Source organism: Desulfofundulus thermobenzoicus (genome assembly GCF_009428905.1).
GTDB lineage: Bacteria > Bacillota > Desulfotomaculia > Desulfotomaculales > Desulfovirgulaceae > Desulfofundulus_A > Desulfofundulus_A thermobenzoicus.
In genome coordinates, this window is the sequence record NZ_WHYR01000005.1 from 88,838 (window position 1) to 108,202 (window position 19,365).

The window sequence follows — 19,365 nt, forward strand, 5'->3', positions numbered from 1 at the left end:
AAAAACAAGCAGAATCAGAACCAGGAAGAGAATAAAGGAACCATCAAAAAATGTGCCACCATAGGGTCTCACTGAAATACCTCCTTTCCAGCGTTTTTTATTTACTGATTGGTAGCACCGGCCGCGTTCCAACCCCACCAGCCGGTTCCAAATACCAGCAGAATCAGGATCAGGAAGATGATGAAGGGGCCATCAAACCATTGCTGGGTCCTCATTGCCTTACCTCCTTTACTTATTCTACCAATAATGTATGAAAAGGCTTGAAAAGGTGTTACAGCATGTCGGAAATTCTCAGGATACTCTCCGTTTTTGACCAAATAAAAAAGCCTCCCTGTGGAAGGCTTTTGCTGGCGGGCAATCGCTGTTCTCCCTGGAGCTGATTGTAAAAAGCTGGCACCGGGCCGACGAAAACAAAATATGATTTCCCCCGGAAAGGGATGGGTTTTTAAAAGAAGGCTGGTCCATAAAATCTCGTCATCCACATAATTGGCCGCGCCGGAAAACATGGTTCCCTCTCCATAGCTGGAGCCGGTGCCTTCATTGCGTTTGGCCGTGCTGTTCCACCCGGCCCAAAAATCCTGTCCCACATTTAAGGGCCGAACCGTTTTCAATGGCATTTATTTTCAGCAGAAATATATTTATAACTAGGGACACTCCGTCACTCCTTTCTCCTTTTTAGCAATATATGACCGGAGGGACGAAATTAATCCGGGATTATGAGGAGGATGCGGCCCATGTTCGACCAGGAAAAATTCCAGCGCTGGAGCAAAATGGCCCGTAAATTCCACGGACAGGATTTCTGGTCCAGCATTTTTAATAATTCGCAGGCCAAGGAAATGATGAACAGTTTTTCCGAATTGCTGGGCGAGGAAAAGTCTTTTCCCCGGGTGGACGTGTATCAGACTTCCCATGAATTTTATGTCCTGATGGAACTGCCGGGAGTGCGTAAAGAGGACGTGCTGCTCCAGGTGGTAGGGGACCGCCTGGAGATAAAGGGCACCGTACACAACCCCTATCATGGCTATCAGGTCCATTTTAAGGAAAGATTTACCGGCACTTTCCAGCGAACCGTTCAATTGCCAGATTATGTGGACCATAATCAGTATTCGGCCAAATTTGTCAACGGATTGCTGGAGATACGCCTGCCCCGGGCAGGTGAGACACCGGCCAAAACCCTGAATATTGATTGAAAAGGCGGAAGGGCCATGTTCGGGTTTTTCTCCTGGCGGCAAAGGAAAAGCAAACTGGATGAATTGATCCGGCAGGTTGCGGATCTGGAACGGGAAATCCAGTCTTTAAAGGAGTGCTGCCGGGAACTGGCCCGGGCCTCCTACTCTCCGGTGGTGGTGGAAAAGCTGTGTGTGGAGCGGGTGTGTGTGGACCGGCTGGATTTCACCAATAACCTGGGCGCCCTGGGGATCAGGGAATTGAGCGGCAACCTGAACATCGGCGCCAACTACGGCATTTCCCGGAAAGAAGGGAAACCCCAACCGCCCCCGGGCACCGGACCGGAATCCCGGCGGCACCAGGAAGGGGAACCATCGTCCCGGCAACAAGCAAAAGGGCAGGCACCCTTATCGTCTCCCAATCCGCCACCGATGCAATCTACCGGATGCAAAGGTCGCGGACAATCTGATTCTGAAGGCTCATCACAGAGAAAGCAAAAAGCGATGAAGATATCCTTTGAACGAAAATGACCGATCCACAAATATGGGTCGCTTGTGACAAGCCCATACCGGTAGTAATGTATGCGAAACCCGCTCCGGTGCCCATTATCCAGGATAAACAACCCGGTGCCGGGAAAAGTCAGGCCAGCTTCCGGGTTTTAATCTACCCATGCTGCCTCTATTGGGCCGGACCTTTTCCGAAAATTGTGTCATCCATGCTTATGATTACTGACCACCGGCGATTAATAACCACTTTTGGTCCAGTCCGGTGACAGGTAACGGCATTCCCGGGGAGATTTGTCCGGGCGCAATCCCCGGTAACTGGGATGCCGCAGGATGCCATCGGCAGTCAGGGTAAGATACTCCACGGCACAGACCAGCACCGGCTCCACCCCCATGGTCCGTCCGGCCTCCACCGGCGGCAGGGCCAGGGGCGGACGCGGGATATGCAGGCCGGGTAATAACCGGAGCAGGTTCTCCTCTTCTTCCCGGTTAAATCCCGTGCCCACTTTGCCCTGGTAAACCAGCTCCCCGTCACGGTAGCCGCCCAGCACCAGGGCGCCCAGGCGCCGCCGCCCCTTCCCCGGCTGATAGCCGCAGATCACCAGCTCCGCTTCTTTTGTATGGCGGAACTTGCACCAGTAACGGGAACGCTGGCCGGGCAGATAAGGGCTGTCCAGATGTTTGGCCATGGCCCCTTCCAGACCCCGGGCGGCACAGGCGGCGGCAAAGGCTATGCCCTCCTGAATAATAAAGTCCGAGATAAGCACATGCCCCCCCGGTTTCAACATTTCCCCCAGGATTTCCTTCCGCCGGTGCAGTGGTTCATGTAACAGGGACCGGCCGCCGGCATAAAGAACATCAAAGGCCATAAAAATGGCCGGGTAACGGCGGGCCATGCCCCGGATCTTCACCGGATCCTCCAGCCGCCCCCGGGACTGGAGGGCGGCAAAGGAAGGGCATCCGTCCTGAAAGATCACTATCTCCCCGTCAATAATGGCCGGCCGGTTATTGACGCCGCTGTGCAGTCCACCCAGTTCCGGAAAGGTGGCGGTAAAGTCTTTGAGGTTGCGGGAGCGCAATACCGTACCCCCGTCCAGGTAGGCCAGGGCACGGTAGCCGTCCCATTTCACCTCGTAAAGAAACCGGGTGCTGTCGAACGGCCGGCTGGAAACAGCCAGCATGGGCCTCAAAAGGGGTAACGGGGATCCCGCCTGCAAAAAAGACCCTCCATCCATACTTCCTAACTCACCGCCTTTTTCCGCCCCCGCCGGCGGGGGGTGTTCGCCCCTTTTTCTACGGCTTCCCCGTCACCACCGGCCGCTTCCCGTCCCCGTTCCTGCTGTGCCTTTTCAATACTGGCCCTTAAAGCCTCCATCAGGTCCACCACCCTGGCTGCCTGCGGCCTGGCGGGCCCGGTCACCTGTTCACCGGCCACCCGGGCCTGGATCAATTCCATCAGTGCCTGTCTATATTCATCGGTGTATTTCTCCGGATTAAATGACGCCGAAAGACTGTTGATTAGATCTATGGCCATTTGCAGTTCCTTTTCCTGCACATCCACCCGGTAACGGGCTTCCTCAATGGCCCCGGCATCCCGCACCTCGTCGGGGTAAAACATGGTGCTCATGGTCAGCACCCCCCGGGTCGCCCGCAAAACGGCCAGGCCGGACTTGCTGCGGATGGTCACCCTGGCCACGGCCACCTTATTCGTTTCTTCCATGGCCCGTCTTAAAAGCTCGTAAACCTTTTCCCCGCCGTCACCCGGCGCCAGGTAATAAGCCTTATCGTAGTAAATGGGATCTATTTCCGCCAGGTTGACAAAATCCAGAATTTCAATATTGTGCCCCTGACCCGGGGACAGGGCGGCCATGTCCTCATCCCGCAAAACCACATAACGCCCCTTTTCATATTCATATCCCCGCACCAGTTCCTCCAGGGGCACCTCTTTTTCACAGTAGGGACAGTAACGCCGGTACTGAATGGGATTCCTGCACTTTTCATGCAGGTAATTAAACCGCACGTCCTTTCTTTCCGTAGCAGCATACATTTTCACCGGCACGAAAACCAGTCCGAAGCTGACCGCCCCTTTCCAGATGGGACGCAACAAGGTCACCCCCTAACGGCAGCGGTGGAATGGCGGGTTGTCCGGACGGAACGTTTTTTGCGCACCCTTCTTCCCGGCCGGCCATTGCTGGAAGCATTTTCAGACGGACCACCCATTTGTTCCCGACCGCCAGCCGGCATCATGCCTGCGGTGGCACCGGTTTTATTACCGGCTTGCTGCCCCCCGCCCCCGGACCCTGGCCACCATCGTTTTCCGTCATCAGTTCAAAGGGCTGGCCCTGGGGTGGCTGGAAGGTTATGATCCGGGGAAATTTCTCCCCAAAAGACAAAGCCACCCCTCCGCTGCCATAAAGTCCTCACAGCTAGGATGGCCTTAAAGCAAGTAAAATATGAAATTAAGTTGGTTTTGACGCCCGCCCCGACTTAAACTAAGTAAAAGGCCACAGCCATTATGATAAAGGTAAAAAGTAAGAGCAGTCCCTCCAGATAATTGGTGTCCCCGTCCCTGATCACATAATTAACCATCAATACCGCCAGAATGATGGCTGTCAGCTCCAGGGGGTCGAAGATCAGGTTCATGGGCCGCCCGAAAAGATAGCTGATCAGCACCAAAAGGGGGGTAACCAGCAGGGCAATCTGGGTACTGCTGCCAATGGCTATCTCCAGGCTCAGGTCCATGCGCTGCTTTAACGCCATGAGCACTGCCGTACTGTGTTCAGCGGCATTACCAATAATGGGGATCAGGATCACTCCGATAAAGGCTTCGCTGACACCCAGGGACTGGACCACCGGCCGCAGGGAAACCACCAGAAAGTCACTCATCAAAGCCACCAGCACCACCGACCCCAGGAGCACTCCCAGGGACAGGGACAGTCTCCACTCGGCCTTTTCCAAAAGGCTGTGGGAGGTGTGAAACAGGTGTTTGTGGGTGTGAAAGGAAAAATAGAGGCTGATCAGATAGGCCGCCAGCAGGATGAGGGCGGCCACCAGGGAAAGGGTCTGGGACTCATCGGCACTCAGCCCCCCGGCGTGGGAAAAGACGGCCGGGATCACCAGGGAGGTTATAACCATAAACAACAGAGAAGTATTCAGCTGGGCCACACAGGAATTAAAGTTTAAAGTTTTATGTTTTAAACCTCCCAGAAAGGCCGAAAAACCCAGCACCAGCAGGATATTGCCCAGAATGCTGCCGGCCAGGCTGGCCTTCACCACCGAAAAGAACCCCTCCCTTAAGGCGAAAATGGTGATGATCAGCTCCGTGGCATTGCCAAAGGTGGCGTTTAAAAAACCGCCCACCCGGGGACCGGCATGAATGGCCAGCTCTTCGGTGCTCTTGCCCATCAACCCGGCCAGGGGAATGATGGCCAGGGAGGAAAAAAGAAACACCAGCACCGGGCTGCCGTGGATGAACTCGAAATACACGGCCAGGGGAACGGCCAGCAAAAGGATATAGAGAAAATTCATGGGTTTCCTTCACCCCAAAAAAAATACCCGGTAATATTTTTTCACATCACCTGCCGGGCGGTCAAGGGATAGTTTTCCATTTTTACGGTAACAGCTAACCCAAATGTCAGGCGATTTTTTCTTTTTACAAAAACTTCTTGCTGCCCTTTTCCCCGTTGTAGGAGAATAGCACCTTTTTGTTGTCTACGACCGTTTCCAGATGCACCGGCCTTCCCCACAGGCGGTAGACATGGGGCAGTGTCCTCTCCAGATAAAATACATCCAGCTCCATACCTTCGTAAAAATGTTTTAAATACAGCTCCCCCCGCTTGCTGAAATCCCCGTCCTCCACCATAATGCAGGGAAAACCGCCATTGGTCAGGCTGGAAACTATGCCGTCCCGCACTTTTTCCCATTCTTTATCGGTTATTTTCCAGTCGTAACCGGTTTTTTTATACAGGTACAGGTCCATTTCCTCGATCAGTTCCCTGGTCAGGTAATTGCGCAGGAAGGAAATATCGTTTTCCAGCTCCCGCACCTCGAAGATCTTCTGCCTGCCTTCACCCCCGTGGCGGCCGTATTTTTCCCTTTCCTCCCCGGCGGGCTCATTCCACCGCTTTTCAATGTCTTCAAAGATTTTCAAACCCAGGTGATAGGGGTTCAGGCGCATCCGGGAGGGCATTATTACCCCGGCATGCATTTTGGCGAATTCCAGTGCCTCCGCCTCGGTGAGATCCATTTCCCGTATGATGCGCAGGTGCCAGTAGGTAGCCCAGCCCTCATTCATGATCTTGGTTTCCAGCTGGGGCCAGAAGTAAAGCATCTCCTGGCGGATCACCGAAATGATGTCCCGCTGCCAGTCATCCAGATCCCGGGCATGTTCCATGATAAAGAGCAGCAGGTCCTTTTCCGGCTCCGGGGGAAATTTTTTGGGCTTTTCACAGTGCCCGCCACATTTGGGCCGGTCCAGTTCCCACAGGTCGTCATAGGGGGTTTCTTTACGGGTATGTTTCCCGCATCCCTTTTCAGGCCCACAGGTGCAGGCCATTTCCTCCTTCCCCTGTTTCTTTCTTTCCCGCCCGGCCTTAATGAAGTGGTGGGGGTCCACATGTTCCTGGATGGAAATGACCGCATCCAGAAAGGCTTCCACCTTGTCCCGCCCGTATCGCAGTTCGTAGCCCCGGAAACGTTCGGCGGCACTGGCCATGGACTCCACCATATGGCGGGGGGTATGGCTGAAGTGAACATTATTTTTAAAAAAATCGCAGTGGGCCAGCACATGGGCAACCACCATCTTGTTCTGGACCAGGGAGTTGCCCTCCAGGAGAAAGGCATAGCAGGGATCGGAATTGATCACCATTTCATAGATGCGGCTCAGGTTGTAATCATACTGGGTCTTCATCTTGTGATAGGCTTTGCCGAAAGTCCAGTGGGAGAAACGGGTGGGCATACCATAGGCGCCGAAAGTATAAATGATGTCCGCGGGGCAGATCTCAAAATACATGTCGTAAAAGTCCAGACCGAATTCCCTGGCCTTTCCGGTAATCTTTTCCACAGCCTCCTCCAGCAGGCGCAGTTCGTCTTTGGTCAAGGCAAACACCCCCATATTTTCTAAAGCAAGCCGGTAAACCATTGAAAAGAACCATTCCTTTTGAGAACGACCGCCCTTCTATAGATTTATGTACCATGAGGGAGGGTGTTGTCTTTTTCACCAGTCACAATTCAAAATCTCTACTACCGGAGTACCCCCGAAATCATATTCGCCCCTTGCCAGGGCATTATTTTTTTGTTAAAATCCAGTTAGAGAACATTGTATACAAGTATACAAGATGCGGGGGTTGGATAGTTATGCCCTACCTGGTTACCTGGATTGAAGGCGAAGAGGTAGTTTACCGTTTCGTGGACGAAAGGGAACTGGCAAAGATCTGGGAAACGGAAAAGAACTTTATTGTAACCAAACTGGACGCTGCTGCTTAAAATCACATTCCATAAACGGCACCGGATAACCCATGGGGAACGCACCAGGCGTTCCCTTTTTATTTCCACGACCATCAAAAAGAAGGGCGTACCCCGACATCCCGGTTTCGCATTGGCTTTTTTTCATCCTCATATAAACGTCACCAAAATTCTCGCCAGCCCGTATTATATAAACGTCGGAATACCGGAACACCGCCAGACAGTTAGTTTTGACTAACTTTGTTAGCGGCTGCTAATCTTTCGCAGGCTGTTTTCCGGGAGTGTCTACGGGAACGTCTGTTCTCTGGATTAACAATCCGACCGACGACTTTTTTTGGGGGGGAGTCCGTCCATGAAGGAGAAAATGCCCTTATCCGAACTGCCCGTGGGGCTGTGGGGACGGGTGGTTTCCCTGCAAAAAGGGGATGTGTCCGGATACCGCCTGCTGGATCTGGGCCTGGTTCCCGGAACGGCAGTACAGGCCGTTCACCGCAGTCCGGTGGGCGACCCCACGGCCTATCACATCCGGGGGGCACTCATCGCCCTGCGCCGGGAGGAAGCGGGCCGGGTACTGGTAAAACCCCTGGCTTAAAAAATAATAGTCATCGTAAGTTTTCACTGAAACCGGTGGTTATTACAAAGGCACGGCGTTGTCCTTAAGCGATAAGACATTGCGAAGCGCAGGTAACAGCACCCGGCGAGCTGAGGTTGCCGGCTCGGCTCCCGAGGACGCCAACGAAAATCGTCTTTAGAAACGAGACAGAATCACATCGGGAAAAAACGGCAGGAAAGCATGATAACAGTAACGATGGCAATCCGAAAGACGAGCCAGAGCCAGCCACATTGCTTCGCTGTGGTGCGCATCTTACGCGAAAGCCAAGGAGTGAGCGGGACAACGCCGTGCCTGCACCGGTTTTACTGAATAGTTACTATTCATCAAACCATTCATATAAACGACAGAGCATGGCATTTTCAGGACGGAACGGACACCCGGCACCGGCCCTAAAAATATTTTGATACTTTTCCCGTGAGGTGTTTTTCATGTCTTTACCGGATGATCTGCGTTCCCGGTTCAATGTCCCGGTCAATCCCGGCACGGCCATTATAGCCCTGGCCGGCAACCCCAATACGGGCAAGAGTACCCTTTTCAACGCCCTTACCGGCTTGAAACAGCATACGGGCAACTGGCCGGGGAAAACGGTACTCCAGGCCCGGGGATCATTCCATTACGCCGGCAAAGAGTATGTTCTGGTGGATCTGCCGGGAACATACTCCCTGCTGGCCAATTCCCCCGAAGAACGGGTGGCCCGGGACTTTTTGTGTTTTGCCCGTCCCGACGCCACGGTGGTGGTTGTGGATGCCACCTGCCTGGAAAGGAACCTGAACCTGGTACTGCAGGTTCTGGAAATTACCGGCCGGGTAATTGTCTGCGCAAACATGATGGATGAGGCCCGCCGGAAGAAGATTTATATCGACCTGGACGCCCTCCGGGAGGAACTGGGCGTGCCGGTGGTGGCCACGGAAGCCCGCAATGGGACCGGCCTGACGGCTCTAAAGGAGATGATCCATGCCCTGGTGGGCGGCCGCATAAGCACCAGTCCGCGCCGCTTGACCTATGATCCCGCAATCGAAGCGGCGGTGGCCGGACTGGAAGAGAAACTGCCGGCAGCAATCAGGGAGCAGATTAGCGGCCGCTGGGTGGCTTTGCGGGTTCTCGACCAGGACCGGTTTATTATGGAAAGAATAAGGGCCTTTTATCACCTGCCGGAGTGGGGGTGTTTTTCGTGAAGGTTACAAATGCTGTCCCGTCTGAGGGCAAACCTGCGGGTTTTCAATATAACGGCCATGCGGAAATCCGGGAGCGGATAGTGCAGGCCATCTACCGGGAAGCCGAATCCATTGCCGCCCGGGTGGTCCACAGGAGGGGTCCTGTTACAAACTGGGAACACAAAGTAGACGATATTCTCACCTCCCGCTGGCTGGGTTTTCCCATTATGTTTTTTCTCCTGGGGCTGGCCTTCTGGGTGACCCTGGTGGGGGCCAATTACCCTTCGGAGCTTTTGGCCCGGGTCCTGTTCCGGGGTGAGAACCGGCTGTCTGAACTCTTTATCTGGCTGGGGGCACCGGACTGGCTGCGCGGCCTGGTGGTCACGGGCGCTTACCGCACCGTGGCCTGGGTGGTGTCGGTAATGCTGCCTCCCATGGCCATCTTTTTCCCCGCCTTTACCCTGCTGGAGGACCTGGGCTACCTGCCCCGGGTGGCCTTTAACCTGGACCGCCTGTTTAAACTGGCCGGCGGCCACGGCAAACAGGCATTGACCATGAGCATGGGCTTCGGGTGCAACGCCGCCGGGGTTACTGCCTGCCGGATCATTGAATCGCCCCGGGAGAGGCTGATTGCCATTTTGACCAATAACTTTGTTCCCTGCAACGGCCGTTTCCCCACCCTCATTGCCCTGGCTTCTATTTTCATGGGGAGCGCCACGGCTGCAGGTCCCGGTTTCCTGGCCGCCTCCTTTACCGTGGCCGGGCTTGTCCTGACGGGCATAACGGTAACCCTGGCCGTTTCCTGGCTGCTGTCCCGCACCCTGTTAAAGGGCGTTCCCACCGGTTTTATCCTGGAACTGCCACCTATACGCCCGCCCCAGATCGGCAGGGTGCTGATCCGTTCCGTCCTCGACCGCACCATCTTTGTGCTGGGCCGGGCGGTAACGATGGCCGCCCCGGCGGGAGGACTGATCTGGGTTCTGGCCAATACAAAGATAGCCGGGGAGAGCATTATCACCCGCGGGGCAAACCTCCTGGGACCGGTTGGCCAGGCCCTGGGTCTGGACGGGTTCATCCTGCTGGCCTTCATCCTGGGCCTGCCGGCCAATGAAATTGTTTTGCCCATCCTCCTCATGGCCTACCTGTCCGCCGGAGCCATGGTGGAGGTGGAAAGCCCGGCCGGCCTGAAAACCATCCTGGTGGAAGGGCACGGCTGGACCTGGCTCACTGCCCTGTGCACCATGCTTTTTTCCCTGCTGCACTTTCCCTGCGGCACCACGCTGTTTACCATCCAGCGGGAAACGAAAAGCCTGAAATGGATGTTCTGGGCGGCCGCCATCCCCCTGGCCGTGGCCTGCCTGGTCTGCCTCACCGTGGCGCAAACGTTACGGGCGATGGGCCTGGCATGATTTACCGCCAGCCGCCGGCCGAAACCCGGTCCCGGATCCGCTATCATCCAACCCGACTGGCAAAGAACAAAATAACCGGGCTGCACGGGAGCAAAAGCCCGGTTTTTATCTGCCGTTATGGATAACAGTTCCGTGTCCGGCCGCTACCAACCCGTTTTCTCTGGTGTGTCAGAGAACCGTCCCCTGACACACCCTAGAGAACCGTCCCCTGACACACCCTGACACACCTGACACACTTACTCCTCGTAGCCGTACTCCAGTCCCCCGCCCCTTTGTTCCCTGCCCTCACAATAACGCCTGAATTTCTCGTAACACTCCGGATGATCATACATAAAGCTGACCAGACATTCGATGGCCCGAATGGTGGGCATGGTCAGGTAATGTTCCATGGCCTCGGCTTCGGCGGCAATGTCACAGTCGGAGCCCAGGACCTGTAAAAAACGTTGCAGCACCCGGTTTCTTTCCACCAGAAAACGTCCCAGTCTGCGCCCCCTGGGGGTAAGGACCACTTCTTTGTATTTTTTATAGGTAAGGTAGTTCTCATTGCTCAGCCTGCGCAGGGCGTTGGTCACCGAAGGAAGGGAAACATTCAAACAGGCCGCAATATCGCTTACCCGCACCACATCATGGGACAGGGAAAAACGGTATATTTCCTCCAGATAGTCCTCCAAACTGGGCGAAAGCATGATCCCCCGGCACCTCCTTACCCGGGAACCCGGCGCCGTTTCTCCTGCGGTTGTCCCGGATGAACAAAGGCGAAAAGAAAAACCCCGGTGTTTCCTTTAACCTATGCCCGCCGGTGCCCGGTTGTGCCAGTTTAACCTTCTGACCGCCGGCACAGCTGCTCTTCCAGCAGGGCCAGTTTGTCCGATGGCCCGAAAAGAATGAGCAGGTCACCGGGCAGAAATCTTTCCCCGGGGTCCGGGGTGATGATGGTCTTCCCGTTGCGGACAATGGCCATCAGCTGGGTGCTGTAATCTTCCCGCAGGCGGGAGTGACGCAATAATCGAATCTATTTGTCGATTCCGGTCTGTTTTCCGGATTCTTCTTCCAGTCCGGGACGCATATAATGTACTATTCAAAACATAATCCCGATACATCCCGCCCTGCAGGCAGTCGATATTCCGCGGCAAAGGAGTGAGATCATGGACTTCTTGAAGCGTCTGGAAGAACACCGGTCCCTGGAAAAGCAGCTGGCCTGGGAAGGCACTTTCCAAGAGTACCTGCAAATCGTCAGGGAAAAACCCTGGGTGTGCCAGCTGGCCCATGCCCGCATTTACAACATGATAAAGGACGCCGGGGTGGAGGAAATAGACGGGGTGAAACGTTACAAATTTTTTTCCAGCGAACTCTTTGGCCTGGATAAGACCCTGGAAAAGCTGGTGGAGGAATATTTCCATCCGGCGGCCCGGCGCCTGGACGTGCGCAAGCGTATCCTGCTCTTAATGGGACCGGTGAGCGGCGGCAAATCCACCCTGGTGGCCATGCTGAAAAGGGGCCTGGAGCGGTACAGCCGCACCGACCGGGGAGCCCTCTACGCCATCAAGGGCTGCCCCATGCACGAGGAGCCACTGCATTTAATCCCCAGGGAACTGCGGGAGGATTTTGAAAAGGAATATGGCGTCTATGTGGAGGGAGAACTGTGCCCATCCTGCCGGCTGATGCTGGAAACGGAATACGGCGGAAAAATCGAAAACGTACCTGTGGAGAGGATTTTCCTCTCGGAGGAACACCGGGTGGGAATCGGTACTTTTACCCCTTCCGATCCCAAGTCCCAGGACATTGCCGACCTGACGGGCAGCGTGGACTTCTCCACCATTGCCGAATACGGCTCGGAATCGGACCCCCGGGCCTACCGCTTTGACGGCGAACTGAATATTGCCAACCGGGGGCTGATGGAATTCCAGGAAATGTTAAAATGTGATGAAAAGTTCCTGTGGAACCTTTTGAGCCTTTCCCAGGAGGGCAACTTCAAGGCCGGCCGCTTTGCGTTAATCTACGCCGATGAAATGATAGTGGCCCATACGAACGAAAACGAATACAAGGCCTTTATCAGCAACAAAAAAAACGAAGCCCTGCAGTCCCGCATCATTGTGATGAAAATACCCTATAACCTGCGGGTAACCGAGGAAATCAAGATCTATGAGAAGTTGATCCGCCAGAGCGACCTGCGGGACATTCATATAGCCCCCCATGCTTTAAGGGTGGCCAGTATCTTTTCCGTCCTCTCCCGTCTGAAGGAAAGCAAGAAGCAGGGCATGGATGTGGTTAAGAAAATGAAACTCTATGACGGTGAGGATGTGGAGGGCTTCAAGCAAAAGGACGTCACCGAACTGCAAAATGAAGCGATTGACGAGGGAATGAGCGGCGTGGATCCCCGCTATGTGATTAACCGCCTGTCCTCCGCCCTCATCCGCACTTCCACCAAATGCATCAACGCCCTGGATGTGCTGCGGGCGTTAAAGGACGGGCTGGACCAGCACCCCTCCATTACCAAGGAGGAAAAGGACCGCCTGCTGAATTTCATCTCCATCGCCCGCAAGGAATACGATGAAATGGCCAAAAAGGAAGTGCAGAAAGCCTTTGTCTATTCCTATGAAGAGTCGGCCCGGGTATTGTTCGACAACTATCTGGACAATGTGGAAGCCTACTGCAACGGCACCAAGCTGAAGGATCCCATCACCGACGAGGAGCTGGATCCTGACGAGAAGCTGATGCGCTCCATTGAGGAACAGATTGGCGTCTCTGAAAACGCCAAGAAGAGCTTCCGGGAGGAAATTCTCATCCGCCTGTCCAGTTACGCCCGCAAGGGCAAGAAGTTCGACTACACTTCCCACGAAAGACTGCGGGAAGCGGTGGAAAAGAAACTGTTCGCCGACTTGAAGGACGTGGTCAAGATCACCACTTCCACCAAGACTCCCGATGCCGAACAGCTCAAGCGCATCAACGAGGTCAGCGCCAAGCTCATTTCCGAGTATGGTTACTGTGCCATCTGCGCCAACGAACTGCTCAAATATGTGGGTAGCCTTTTGAACCGCTAGGGGGGAGGGCCAATGTCCGGTAAATATGTGGTCTCCCGGGAAGACTGGTCGCTGCACCGCAAAGGGGAGATCGACCGGCAGCGGCACAGGGAAAAGGTTCGGGAAGCCATCAAGAAAAACCTGGCCGATGTGGTCAGTGAAGAAAGCATCATCATGTCCGACGGCAACAAGGTGGTCAAGATACCCATCCGCTCCCTGGATGAATATCACTTCCGTTTTGACCACGGCAAGCGCAAACACGCCGGGCAGGGCGACGGGAAAAGCAAGGTGGGCGATGTACTGGGCAGCGATCCCCAGCAGGGCGGCGGTAAGGGCAAAGGAGCCGGCGAGGAGCCGGGGGTGGATTACTATGAAGCAGACATTACCATTGACGAACTGGCCGAGCTGATCTTTGAAGATCTGGGCCTGCCCAATCTGGAACAAAAGAAAAAACCCGAGCTGGCCTCGGAAGCGGTGGAATTCAAGGACGTGCGCAAAAAGGGCATTTCCAGCAACATCGACCGCAAACGCACCATCTACGAGGCCATGAAACGCAACGCCCTGCAGGGCAAACCGGGACTGCACACCATCACCAGAGACGACCTGCGTTACCGCACCTGGGACGTTACCTACCGGTATGAATCCAATGCCGTGGTCCTGGCCATGATGGACACCTCCGGTTCCATGGGGCCCTTTGAAAAATATATCGCCCGCAGCTTCTTTTTCTGGATGGTGCGTTTTTTGCGAACCAAATACCGGAACGTGCACATCGTCTTCCTGGCCCACCATGTGGAGGCCAAAGAGACCACAGAAGAGGAGTTTTTCACCAAGGGGGCCAGCGGCGGCACCCGCTGTTCCTCAGTCTATAAACTGGCCCTGGAGATCATTGAAAAGCGCTATTCACCCCAGGATTACAATATTTATGCCTTTCATTTCTCCGACGGCGACAACCTGGCCTCGGACAATGACAATTGCGTTAAGCTGGTCAACCAGCTCCTGGAAGTCTGCAACCTGGTGGGCTACGGAGAAATTGAAGGTCCCTACTACTATACCAGCACGCTGCGCTCGGCTTACAAACGGATTAACAACCCCAAGTTCACCACCGTAACCATTAAAGACAAAAGCGGCGTCTACCCGGCACTGAAAAAATTTTTCAGCAGCGCGCCGGAACAGGTGCAACCGCAATAAAACAGACAATGGGCAGGCAGCCGCCAGCCGGTCACATTGCTTCAACGTGGTTTGCCGGCGGGGGACACCGGGGTGAAGGGAACGGTGCTCACCACGCCCGTTTGACTGAAATACTCCGGCGGGAAAACCATAAAAATACCGGTCGCTTCAGGCAACCGGTATTTTTACTGGATCATCCGCTTCCGGCGGCGCAAATCAGACCCATCAATCAACTTTTTACCCGCCACACTGGTATCCCGCCGGAAAAGCTTTTTACCTCAACAGCCGCCTGAGCATCACTTCACCGGCCGCCGTTTCCAGGCGGTCATCCAGCGGCGCCAGATCCGCCGGCAGCCCCCGGCGGTTTAAAGCCAGGGCAATAAGGTGGTCGGTCAGACGGGGGTTCTTGGGCAGCAGGGGACCGTGCAGGTAGGAACAGAAAACATTTTTATGACGGGCGCCTTCCGTACCGTCCCGACCGTTGTTGCCGTAACCGGCCAGCACCCGCCCCAGGGGGGCAATTTGCCCCAGAAAAGTTTGCCCGGCGTGGTTTTCAAAGCCGGTCACCCGCACCTTCTCCCCGCCTATAGCCACCTCCACGGCTACATTGCCGGTCAGTCTTTTCCGGCCGGCCTCCGTATAAAAGTCCAGCAGGCCCAGGCCGGGAATCACCCGGCCTTCCAGCGTGCGGTAATAACGGCCCAGAAGCTGGTACCCACCGCAAATGGCCAGGACCACCAGGCCATCCTCCACCGCTTCCCCCAGCTGCTCCCGCCTCTTTTCCAGATCGGCGGCCATCAGACCTTGTTCCCGGTCGGATCCCCCGCCCAGGAAAAGAAAATCCATTTCGCGGAAGTCAACGGCGTCCCCCAGGTTAATGCGGTGCACCTCCACTGCAATGCCGCGCCACTGGCAGCGGCGCACAAAGGCCAGAACATTGCCCCGGTCCCCGTATAAATTTAAAAGGTCAGGATACAGATGGCAGATTTTCAAGACCGTCCCTCCGGGCATGGCTCCCCCCAATCCCCTCCGCAGACCACAGGGCAGTATAAGTGGTCAGAAGATAAGCGATGCTCCCGTTACCGGCCAGCACATCCCGTACTGCACGGTGCATCTTTTCCTGCACATGGATTTCGCCAACGGAAAGCCGGCGCATTTCAGCCTCACGGCCATTTCCGCACCCCTGTTGCCCGGTGCAGAATACCCGGTTCACCCGGTGGTGCTGTTCTCCCGGCTCACCCGGCCATCGCCCGGGCATCCCTTTCCGTTACATGAAACAGGTCCCGGCAACAAAAAGGTGCCGGGGAATATTCATCATGCAACACAGTAATAGGCAATCCCATCCTCTTTATCCAGTTTTACCCTTCCCCGGTCCACCAATACATCCAGATGGGCCAGAACTTCCGAAAGGCCCATAAAAATATTGAACCCCTCCAGATCGGGATACATCATCCGGGAGATTTCAAAGGCGGTGCGCCGGCCGTTTTTCTGCACAAGATCCAGCAGTGCCTCAAACCGTAGCCGGTGGTGTTCCCGTACCATGATCACCACCCGCCGGAAGTCATCTATTACTTCGCCATGCCCCGGCCAGACCCTCTTGATGTCCATCATTTCAAGCCTATCCAATCCCTGCAGGTAATGGCCCAGGCTGGGCGCACGGCGTTCCGGGCACAGGGGATCGGGCTCCAGGAAGGGGTTGGGAGTGATATGGGGTAATAAAAAGTCCCCGGAAAGAAAGTTTTTATCTTGCACATCGTAAAAACACAGGTGACCGGTGGCATGTCCCGGAAAATGGAATGCTTTAAAGATACCCCTCTCAAAGGAAAGTTCATAACCATCATCCACGGATATGGCACTGCCTTCCGGAAGCCAGGGCCAGGGCAGCCTGTCTTTGTCCCCGAGCACCTTGTCGACAATCTCGAGGGGCATACCGGCCTCCCGGACAAAGGGCAGGCTTACCCCCACAAAGTCGTAAGCAGGGTTTAACTTCTGTAAATCATAGGGGTGGATATAGATTTTTGCCCCTGTCAGAGTATATACCCAGCGAGCAAGACCACTATGGTCGGAATGAAAGTGAGTTAACAGCACCCGCTCAATCCTATCCAGCGGAACGCCCAGCCTTTTCAGCTCCCCCTGCAGCACTTCCCTGGCCTGCGGGGTATCGGGGCCGGGGTCCACCAGCGTATAGGGCCGGGAGGCCAGGAAGTAGGCATTGACCGGTCCCACCCGGTACGGGGTGGGCACCACGATTTTATGTACCGGTATCAAGGATCAACTCCCCCTCGAACAGTTATAGCCCCGGCCCTTTCCCAAAAGGAACAGGCCGGGGTCGGGTAATTAATATGCTTAACTAAAGTATATCATCGCCGGAGGGAAAAAACAACACAAGCTAGATTTTCATGCTTTATGGGGGGAACGAAAGTTCCCATGGGTAACTCCTTCTCTCGCATAAACCCGCTACTCTGTAGCCGGTTTTGCGTAAATAGAATCCACTATGCCTTTTTCTACCGTGCGTAAAAAATAATGGATTATTTCCGGATCAAACTGTTTCCCCGCACAGCGTTGCAGTTCGTCGAGCGCCGCCTGCCGCGAAAAACCGCGGCGGTATGGGCGGTCCACCGTCATGGCGTCAAAGGAGTCGCTGACACCGATAATCCGGGCAAACAGCGGCGTTTCTCTGCCTTTCAAGCCGGCCGGGTATCCCGTGCCGTCCCACCGTTCGTGATGATGCCGCACGGCTTCAATAACCGGGCGGGCAATGGAAAATGCGCTCAGAAACTCGGCCCCGAACTGGGGATGCCTTTTAATTTCCTCCCATTCCTGCGGGTTCAGCGGTGTTATCTTGGTGAGAATTTCCGGTGGAACGCAAACTTTGCCGATGTCGTGAAGCACGGATGCAATGCGCAAATAACGCTGTTCGCCCGCATTGAAATCCATTTCGCTGCCGATTGCTTGAGAAAGCTTTGCCACCCGTTCGGAATGGTAGTAGGTATAGGAATCGCGCGTCTGCAGGAGAAGCAGGTTGCTCCTTACAGCCACCAGCAACGGCTCGCGCTGGTCGTCCGGTATGGCGTGGGCGAACTCGGAAAGGGCGCTGTGATAGAATTCCGTCCGGTTACGGGCGCCGAGCTTGGCGGCGTAAAGGGCCTCATCTGCCGCCTTGATTAGTTTATCGGCGGAACCAATCCCGGCAGTGAGTGTGGCCACTCCGATGGAGGCTGTGAGCCTGTGTTCAGGCAGATTATTCCTTCCCGGGAAGGGATGGTCCGCTATCTGCCGGCGCAGGCGCTCGGCGATCTGGTAGGCCGCCGCGCCGTCGGTATCGGGCAGAATCACGACAAATTCGTCGCCTCCATACCTGGCCACCTGATCACCGGCTCGCACGCTCTTTGCCAAAACCCCGGCAAATTCCCGCAGCAATTCATCGCCGGCGGGATGGCCCAGCGTATCGTTGTAGACCTTGAAATGGTCCAGGTCAATCATCAGCAGGGAGAGCGGCCGGCCTTCTTTTATTGCTGCTTCCGTTTGTGCCGACAAAGATTCGATGAAAGCGCCGTAGTTGAGCAGCCCGGTGAGGGCATCGTGGCTGGCGAGTTCCCGCAGGGCGGCTTTTTCCCGTTCAGCCCTTTGTCGTGCTTCCCACTGGGCGGTGATATCCCTCAATACGGCCATACCGCTCTGCACCCGGCCCCGGCGGTCAATTGTCAGGATCACGTCAACCAAAAAGCACCGGCATTCCCCGCCTTCCAATCGCCATAACACTTCCCGTTCTTTCACTTCTTCCCCGTTTCCAATGCATCGCGCCAGCAGCCGCCCGGTCGGCCCTATTGACTCCAGGGGAAGACCTGTCAGCCCGTTGGCGGAACTCCCAATCAACTTTGCAAATGCCTGGTTGACCAGCACCACTCTGTTGCGTTGATCGCCTACCAGAACGGCGTTGCGAGTGCTCTTTACCACCAGGCTGGTAACATTCGTTTGTCGGAAAAGCCAGAAGAGCAACGCGCCCAGCACCATACCGCTCAGCAATGTTGCGCCGCCAGTGGTGGCAGCGACCAGAATCCGTACGCGGCGCATATCCTGCTGGAACAATAGATTGTCTTCCTGCAGACGCTGGGACTGAAAGAGGTTATTTTCAACAACAAGTTGTTGCAAAGATTGAAAGGCCACCGCCCGTTGGGAGGGCTGGCAAGAAGCAAATCGTTCCACAGCGGCAACCAGGTTTCGGGCCAGTGCCTGCCCGCGCGGGGTATGGGTAAGCGTCTCCAGCCGGTTTGCGCTGTCACGCATTGTCTGCAGTTCCTGAGGCTCCAGATCATGGCCCCGCTCCGCCGTCAGTTTAAACATCTGAGCACACAGAGCCATCTTTTCGCTACGTTCGTTCAACTGGTTTTCCAGCAGCAATTGGCTGTGAAAAACCACCAGCATTTGGATAACCCACAGCCCGATCCATATGCTCAGTGCCGCCATTACCAACTTTGCCAGCTGCTGATCTCTGCGCAGCATCCATAATTCACCCCTCCATAAAAAGAGCGCCCTGTATCGCCTCCACATTTTAAAGCAATCAAGGTCAGTCAAAAGAGGGAGGGCTAAAATGTCCCCGATCGCTTTAAACTGGACTGAATAAAAACAAAGTGATAGAGGCAATGTTGCATAATACCACAAAACCCGATTAATCGGAGTATGGTTATTGTCCTGACTGGAGCAACCTGGCAACTAAAGGAAGGAAAAGGTAGGGAAAGGAAAATAAGGAGGGGAACGCAGGTGAAAAGCAATTAGCCGGTATAGGGACAGGGAAAATAACAGAAGGATAACTGGAGGGTAATTGATTCTATGTAATATATTGTATGATATAGAACTATTACCCCTGTC

Annotated in this window: 20 protein-coding genes; 8 read left to right on the forward strand and 12 right to left on the reverse strand. The window is 55.0% G+C overall.

Translation table 11 applies throughout. The features are described 5' to 3' along the window. Positions 1-101: 101 nt before the first annotated feature. Entirely contained in the window at positions 102-611 is a 510-nt protein-coding gene (locus GFC01_RS03165) for a hypothetical protein (RefSeq protein ID WP_152945187.1), read from the reverse strand. A gap of 123 nt (positions 612-734) precedes the next feature. On the opposite strand from GFC01_RS03165, the gene GFC01_RS03170 reads away from it, so the two are divergent. Beyond that, complete coding sequence (locus GFC01_RS03170) at positions 735-1,190, forward strand: Hsp20/alpha crystallin family protein (protein WP_194174777.1); 456 nt, start codon at positions 735-737, stop codon at positions 1,188-1,190. Positions 1,191-1,205: 15 nt separating this feature from the next. Then, complete coding sequence (locus GFC01_RS03175; protein ID WP_152945189.1) at positions 1,206-1,697, forward strand: hypothetical protein; 492 nt, start codon at positions 1,206-1,208, stop codon at positions 1,695-1,697. Between the two features lie 212 nt (positions 1,698-1,909). On the opposite strand, the gene ligD is transcribed toward GFC01_RS03175, so the two are convergent. From ligD to GFC01_RS03200, 5 genes are all read right to left on the reverse strand, one after another. Further along, the gene (gene ligD, locus GFC01_RS03180; RefSeq protein ID WP_243137181.1) at positions 1,910-2,887 is read right to left on the reverse strand and encodes a non-homologous end-joining DNA ligase; all 978 of its coding nucleotides are present in this window, start codon (positions 2,885-2,887) and stop codon (positions 1,910-1,912) included. A gap of 23 nt (positions 2,888-2,910) precedes the next feature. Further along, on the reverse strand, positions 2,911-3,774 hold the full coding sequence (gene ku, locus GFC01_RS03185) for a non-homologous end joining protein Ku (RefSeq protein WP_152945191.1): 864 nt from the start codon (positions 3,772-3,774) through the stop codon (positions 2,911-2,913). A gap of 139 nt (positions 3,775-3,913) precedes the next feature. Continuing rightward, positions 3,914-4,063 carry a hypothetical protein gene (locus tag GFC01_RS03190; protein WP_152945192.1) on the reverse strand — a complete coding sequence of 50 codons (150 nt, stop codon included), beginning with the start codon at positions 4,061-4,063 and terminating at the stop codon, positions 3,914-3,916. Between the two features lie 94 nt (positions 4,064-4,157). After that, positions 4,158-5,198, reverse strand: a complete 1,041-nt coding sequence (gene cax / locus GFC01_RS03195; RefSeq protein ID WP_152945193.1) for a calcium/proton exchanger — start codon at positions 5,196-5,198, stop codon at positions 4,158-4,160. A 124-nt stretch (positions 5,199-5,322) separates the two neighbouring features. Continuing rightward, positions 5,323-6,768: a SpoVR family protein gene (locus GFC01_RS03200; RefSeq protein ID WP_194174778.1), complete on the reverse strand. Its 1,446-nt coding sequence runs from the start codon at positions 6,766-6,768 to the stop codon at positions 5,323-5,325. A gap of 257 nt (positions 6,769-7,025) precedes the next feature. Between GFC01_RS03200 and GFC01_RS19675 the strand changes: the two genes are divergently transcribed. The 4 genes from GFC01_RS19675 to GFC01_RS03215 all read left to right on the forward strand — a co-directional run bounded on the left by GFC01_RS19675 (position 7,026) and on the right by GFC01_RS03215 (position 10,309). Beyond that, positions 7,026-7,154 carry a hypothetical protein gene (locus GFC01_RS19675; RefSeq protein WP_279233424.1) on the forward strand — a complete coding sequence of 43 codons (129 nt, stop codon included), beginning with the start codon at positions 7,026-7,028 and terminating at the stop codon, positions 7,152-7,154. A 331-nt stretch (positions 7,155-7,485) separates the two neighbouring features. Beyond that, entirely contained in the window at positions 7,486-7,725 is a 240-nt protein-coding gene (locus GFC01_RS03205) for a FeoA family protein (RefSeq protein ID WP_152945194.1), read from the forward strand. Positions 7,726-8,174: 449 nt separating this feature from the next. Then, positions 8,175-8,921, forward strand: coding sequence for a FeoB small GTPase domain-containing protein (locus tag GFC01_RS03210; protein WP_152945195.1), 747 nt, complete (start codon positions 8,175-8,177; stop codon positions 8,919-8,921). Beyond that, the gene (locus tag GFC01_RS03215; RefSeq protein WP_341473725.1) at positions 8,918-10,309 is read left to right on the forward strand and encodes a nucleoside recognition domain-containing protein; all 1,392 of its coding nucleotides are present in this window, start codon (positions 8,918-8,920) and stop codon (positions 10,307-10,309) included. Before GFC01_RS03210 ends, GFC01_RS03215 begins: the two co-directional genes overlap by 4 nt. A gap of 236 nt (positions 10,310-10,545) precedes the next feature. Here the strand turns inward: GFC01_RS03215 and GFC01_RS03220 are convergent, their stop codons facing one another. Both GFC01_RS03220 and GFC01_RS03225 read right to left on the reverse strand, forming a co-directional pair. Further along, positions 10,546-10,995, reverse strand: coding sequence for a metal-dependent transcriptional regulator (locus GFC01_RS03220; RefSeq protein ID WP_152945197.1), 450 nt, complete (start codon positions 10,993-10,995; stop codon positions 10,546-10,548). Positions 10,996-11,126: 131 nt separating this feature from the next. Further along, on the reverse strand, positions 11,127-11,312 hold the full coding sequence (locus GFC01_RS03225; RefSeq protein ID WP_152945198.1) for a cation:proton antiporter regulatory subunit: 186 nt from the start codon (positions 11,310-11,312) through the stop codon (positions 11,127-11,129). A 142-nt stretch (positions 11,313-11,454) separates the two neighbouring features. On the opposite strand from GFC01_RS03225, the gene GFC01_RS03230 reads away from it, so the two are divergent. Both GFC01_RS03230 and yhbH read left to right on the forward strand, forming a co-directional pair. Then, positions 11,455-13,350, forward strand: a complete 1,896-nt coding sequence (locus tag GFC01_RS03230; protein ID WP_152945199.1) for a PrkA family serine protein kinase — start codon at positions 11,455-11,457, stop codon at positions 13,348-13,350. 12 nt (positions 13,351-13,362) lie between these two features. Further along, positions 13,363-14,517 (forward strand): sporulation protein YhbH, encoded by a 1,155-nt coding sequence (yhbH, locus tag GFC01_RS03235; protein ID WP_152945200.1) that lies wholly within the window; start codon positions 13,363-13,365, stop codon positions 14,515-14,517. A 252-nt stretch (positions 14,518-14,769) separates the two neighbouring features. On the opposite strand, the gene GFC01_RS03240 is transcribed toward yhbH, so the two are convergent. From GFC01_RS03240 to GFC01_RS03250, 4 genes are all read right to left on the reverse strand, one after another. After that, complete coding sequence (locus GFC01_RS03240) at positions 14,770-15,507, reverse strand: type 1 glutamine amidotransferase (RefSeq protein WP_152945201.1); 738 nt, start codon at positions 15,505-15,507, stop codon at positions 14,770-14,772. Then, positions 15,464-15,754 carry a hypothetical protein gene (locus GFC01_RS18700; RefSeq protein ID WP_194174779.1) on the reverse strand — a complete coding sequence of 97 codons (291 nt, stop codon included), beginning with the start codon at positions 15,752-15,754 and terminating at the stop codon, positions 15,464-15,466. Before GFC01_RS18700 ends, GFC01_RS03240 begins: the two co-directional genes overlap by 44 nt. 56 nt (positions 15,755-15,810) lie before the next feature. Next, positions 15,811-16,764 carry an MBL fold metallo-hydrolase gene (locus tag GFC01_RS03245; protein ID WP_152945202.1) on the reverse strand — a complete coding sequence of 318 codons (954 nt, stop codon included), beginning with the start codon at positions 16,762-16,764 and terminating at the stop codon, positions 15,811-15,813. Between the two features lie 189 nt (positions 16,765-16,953). After that, entirely contained in the window at positions 16,954-18,999 is a 2,046-nt protein-coding gene (locus tag GFC01_RS03250; protein WP_194174780.1) for a bifunctional diguanylate cyclase/phosphohydrolase, read from the reverse strand. Positions 19,000-19,365: the final 366 nt, after the last annotated feature.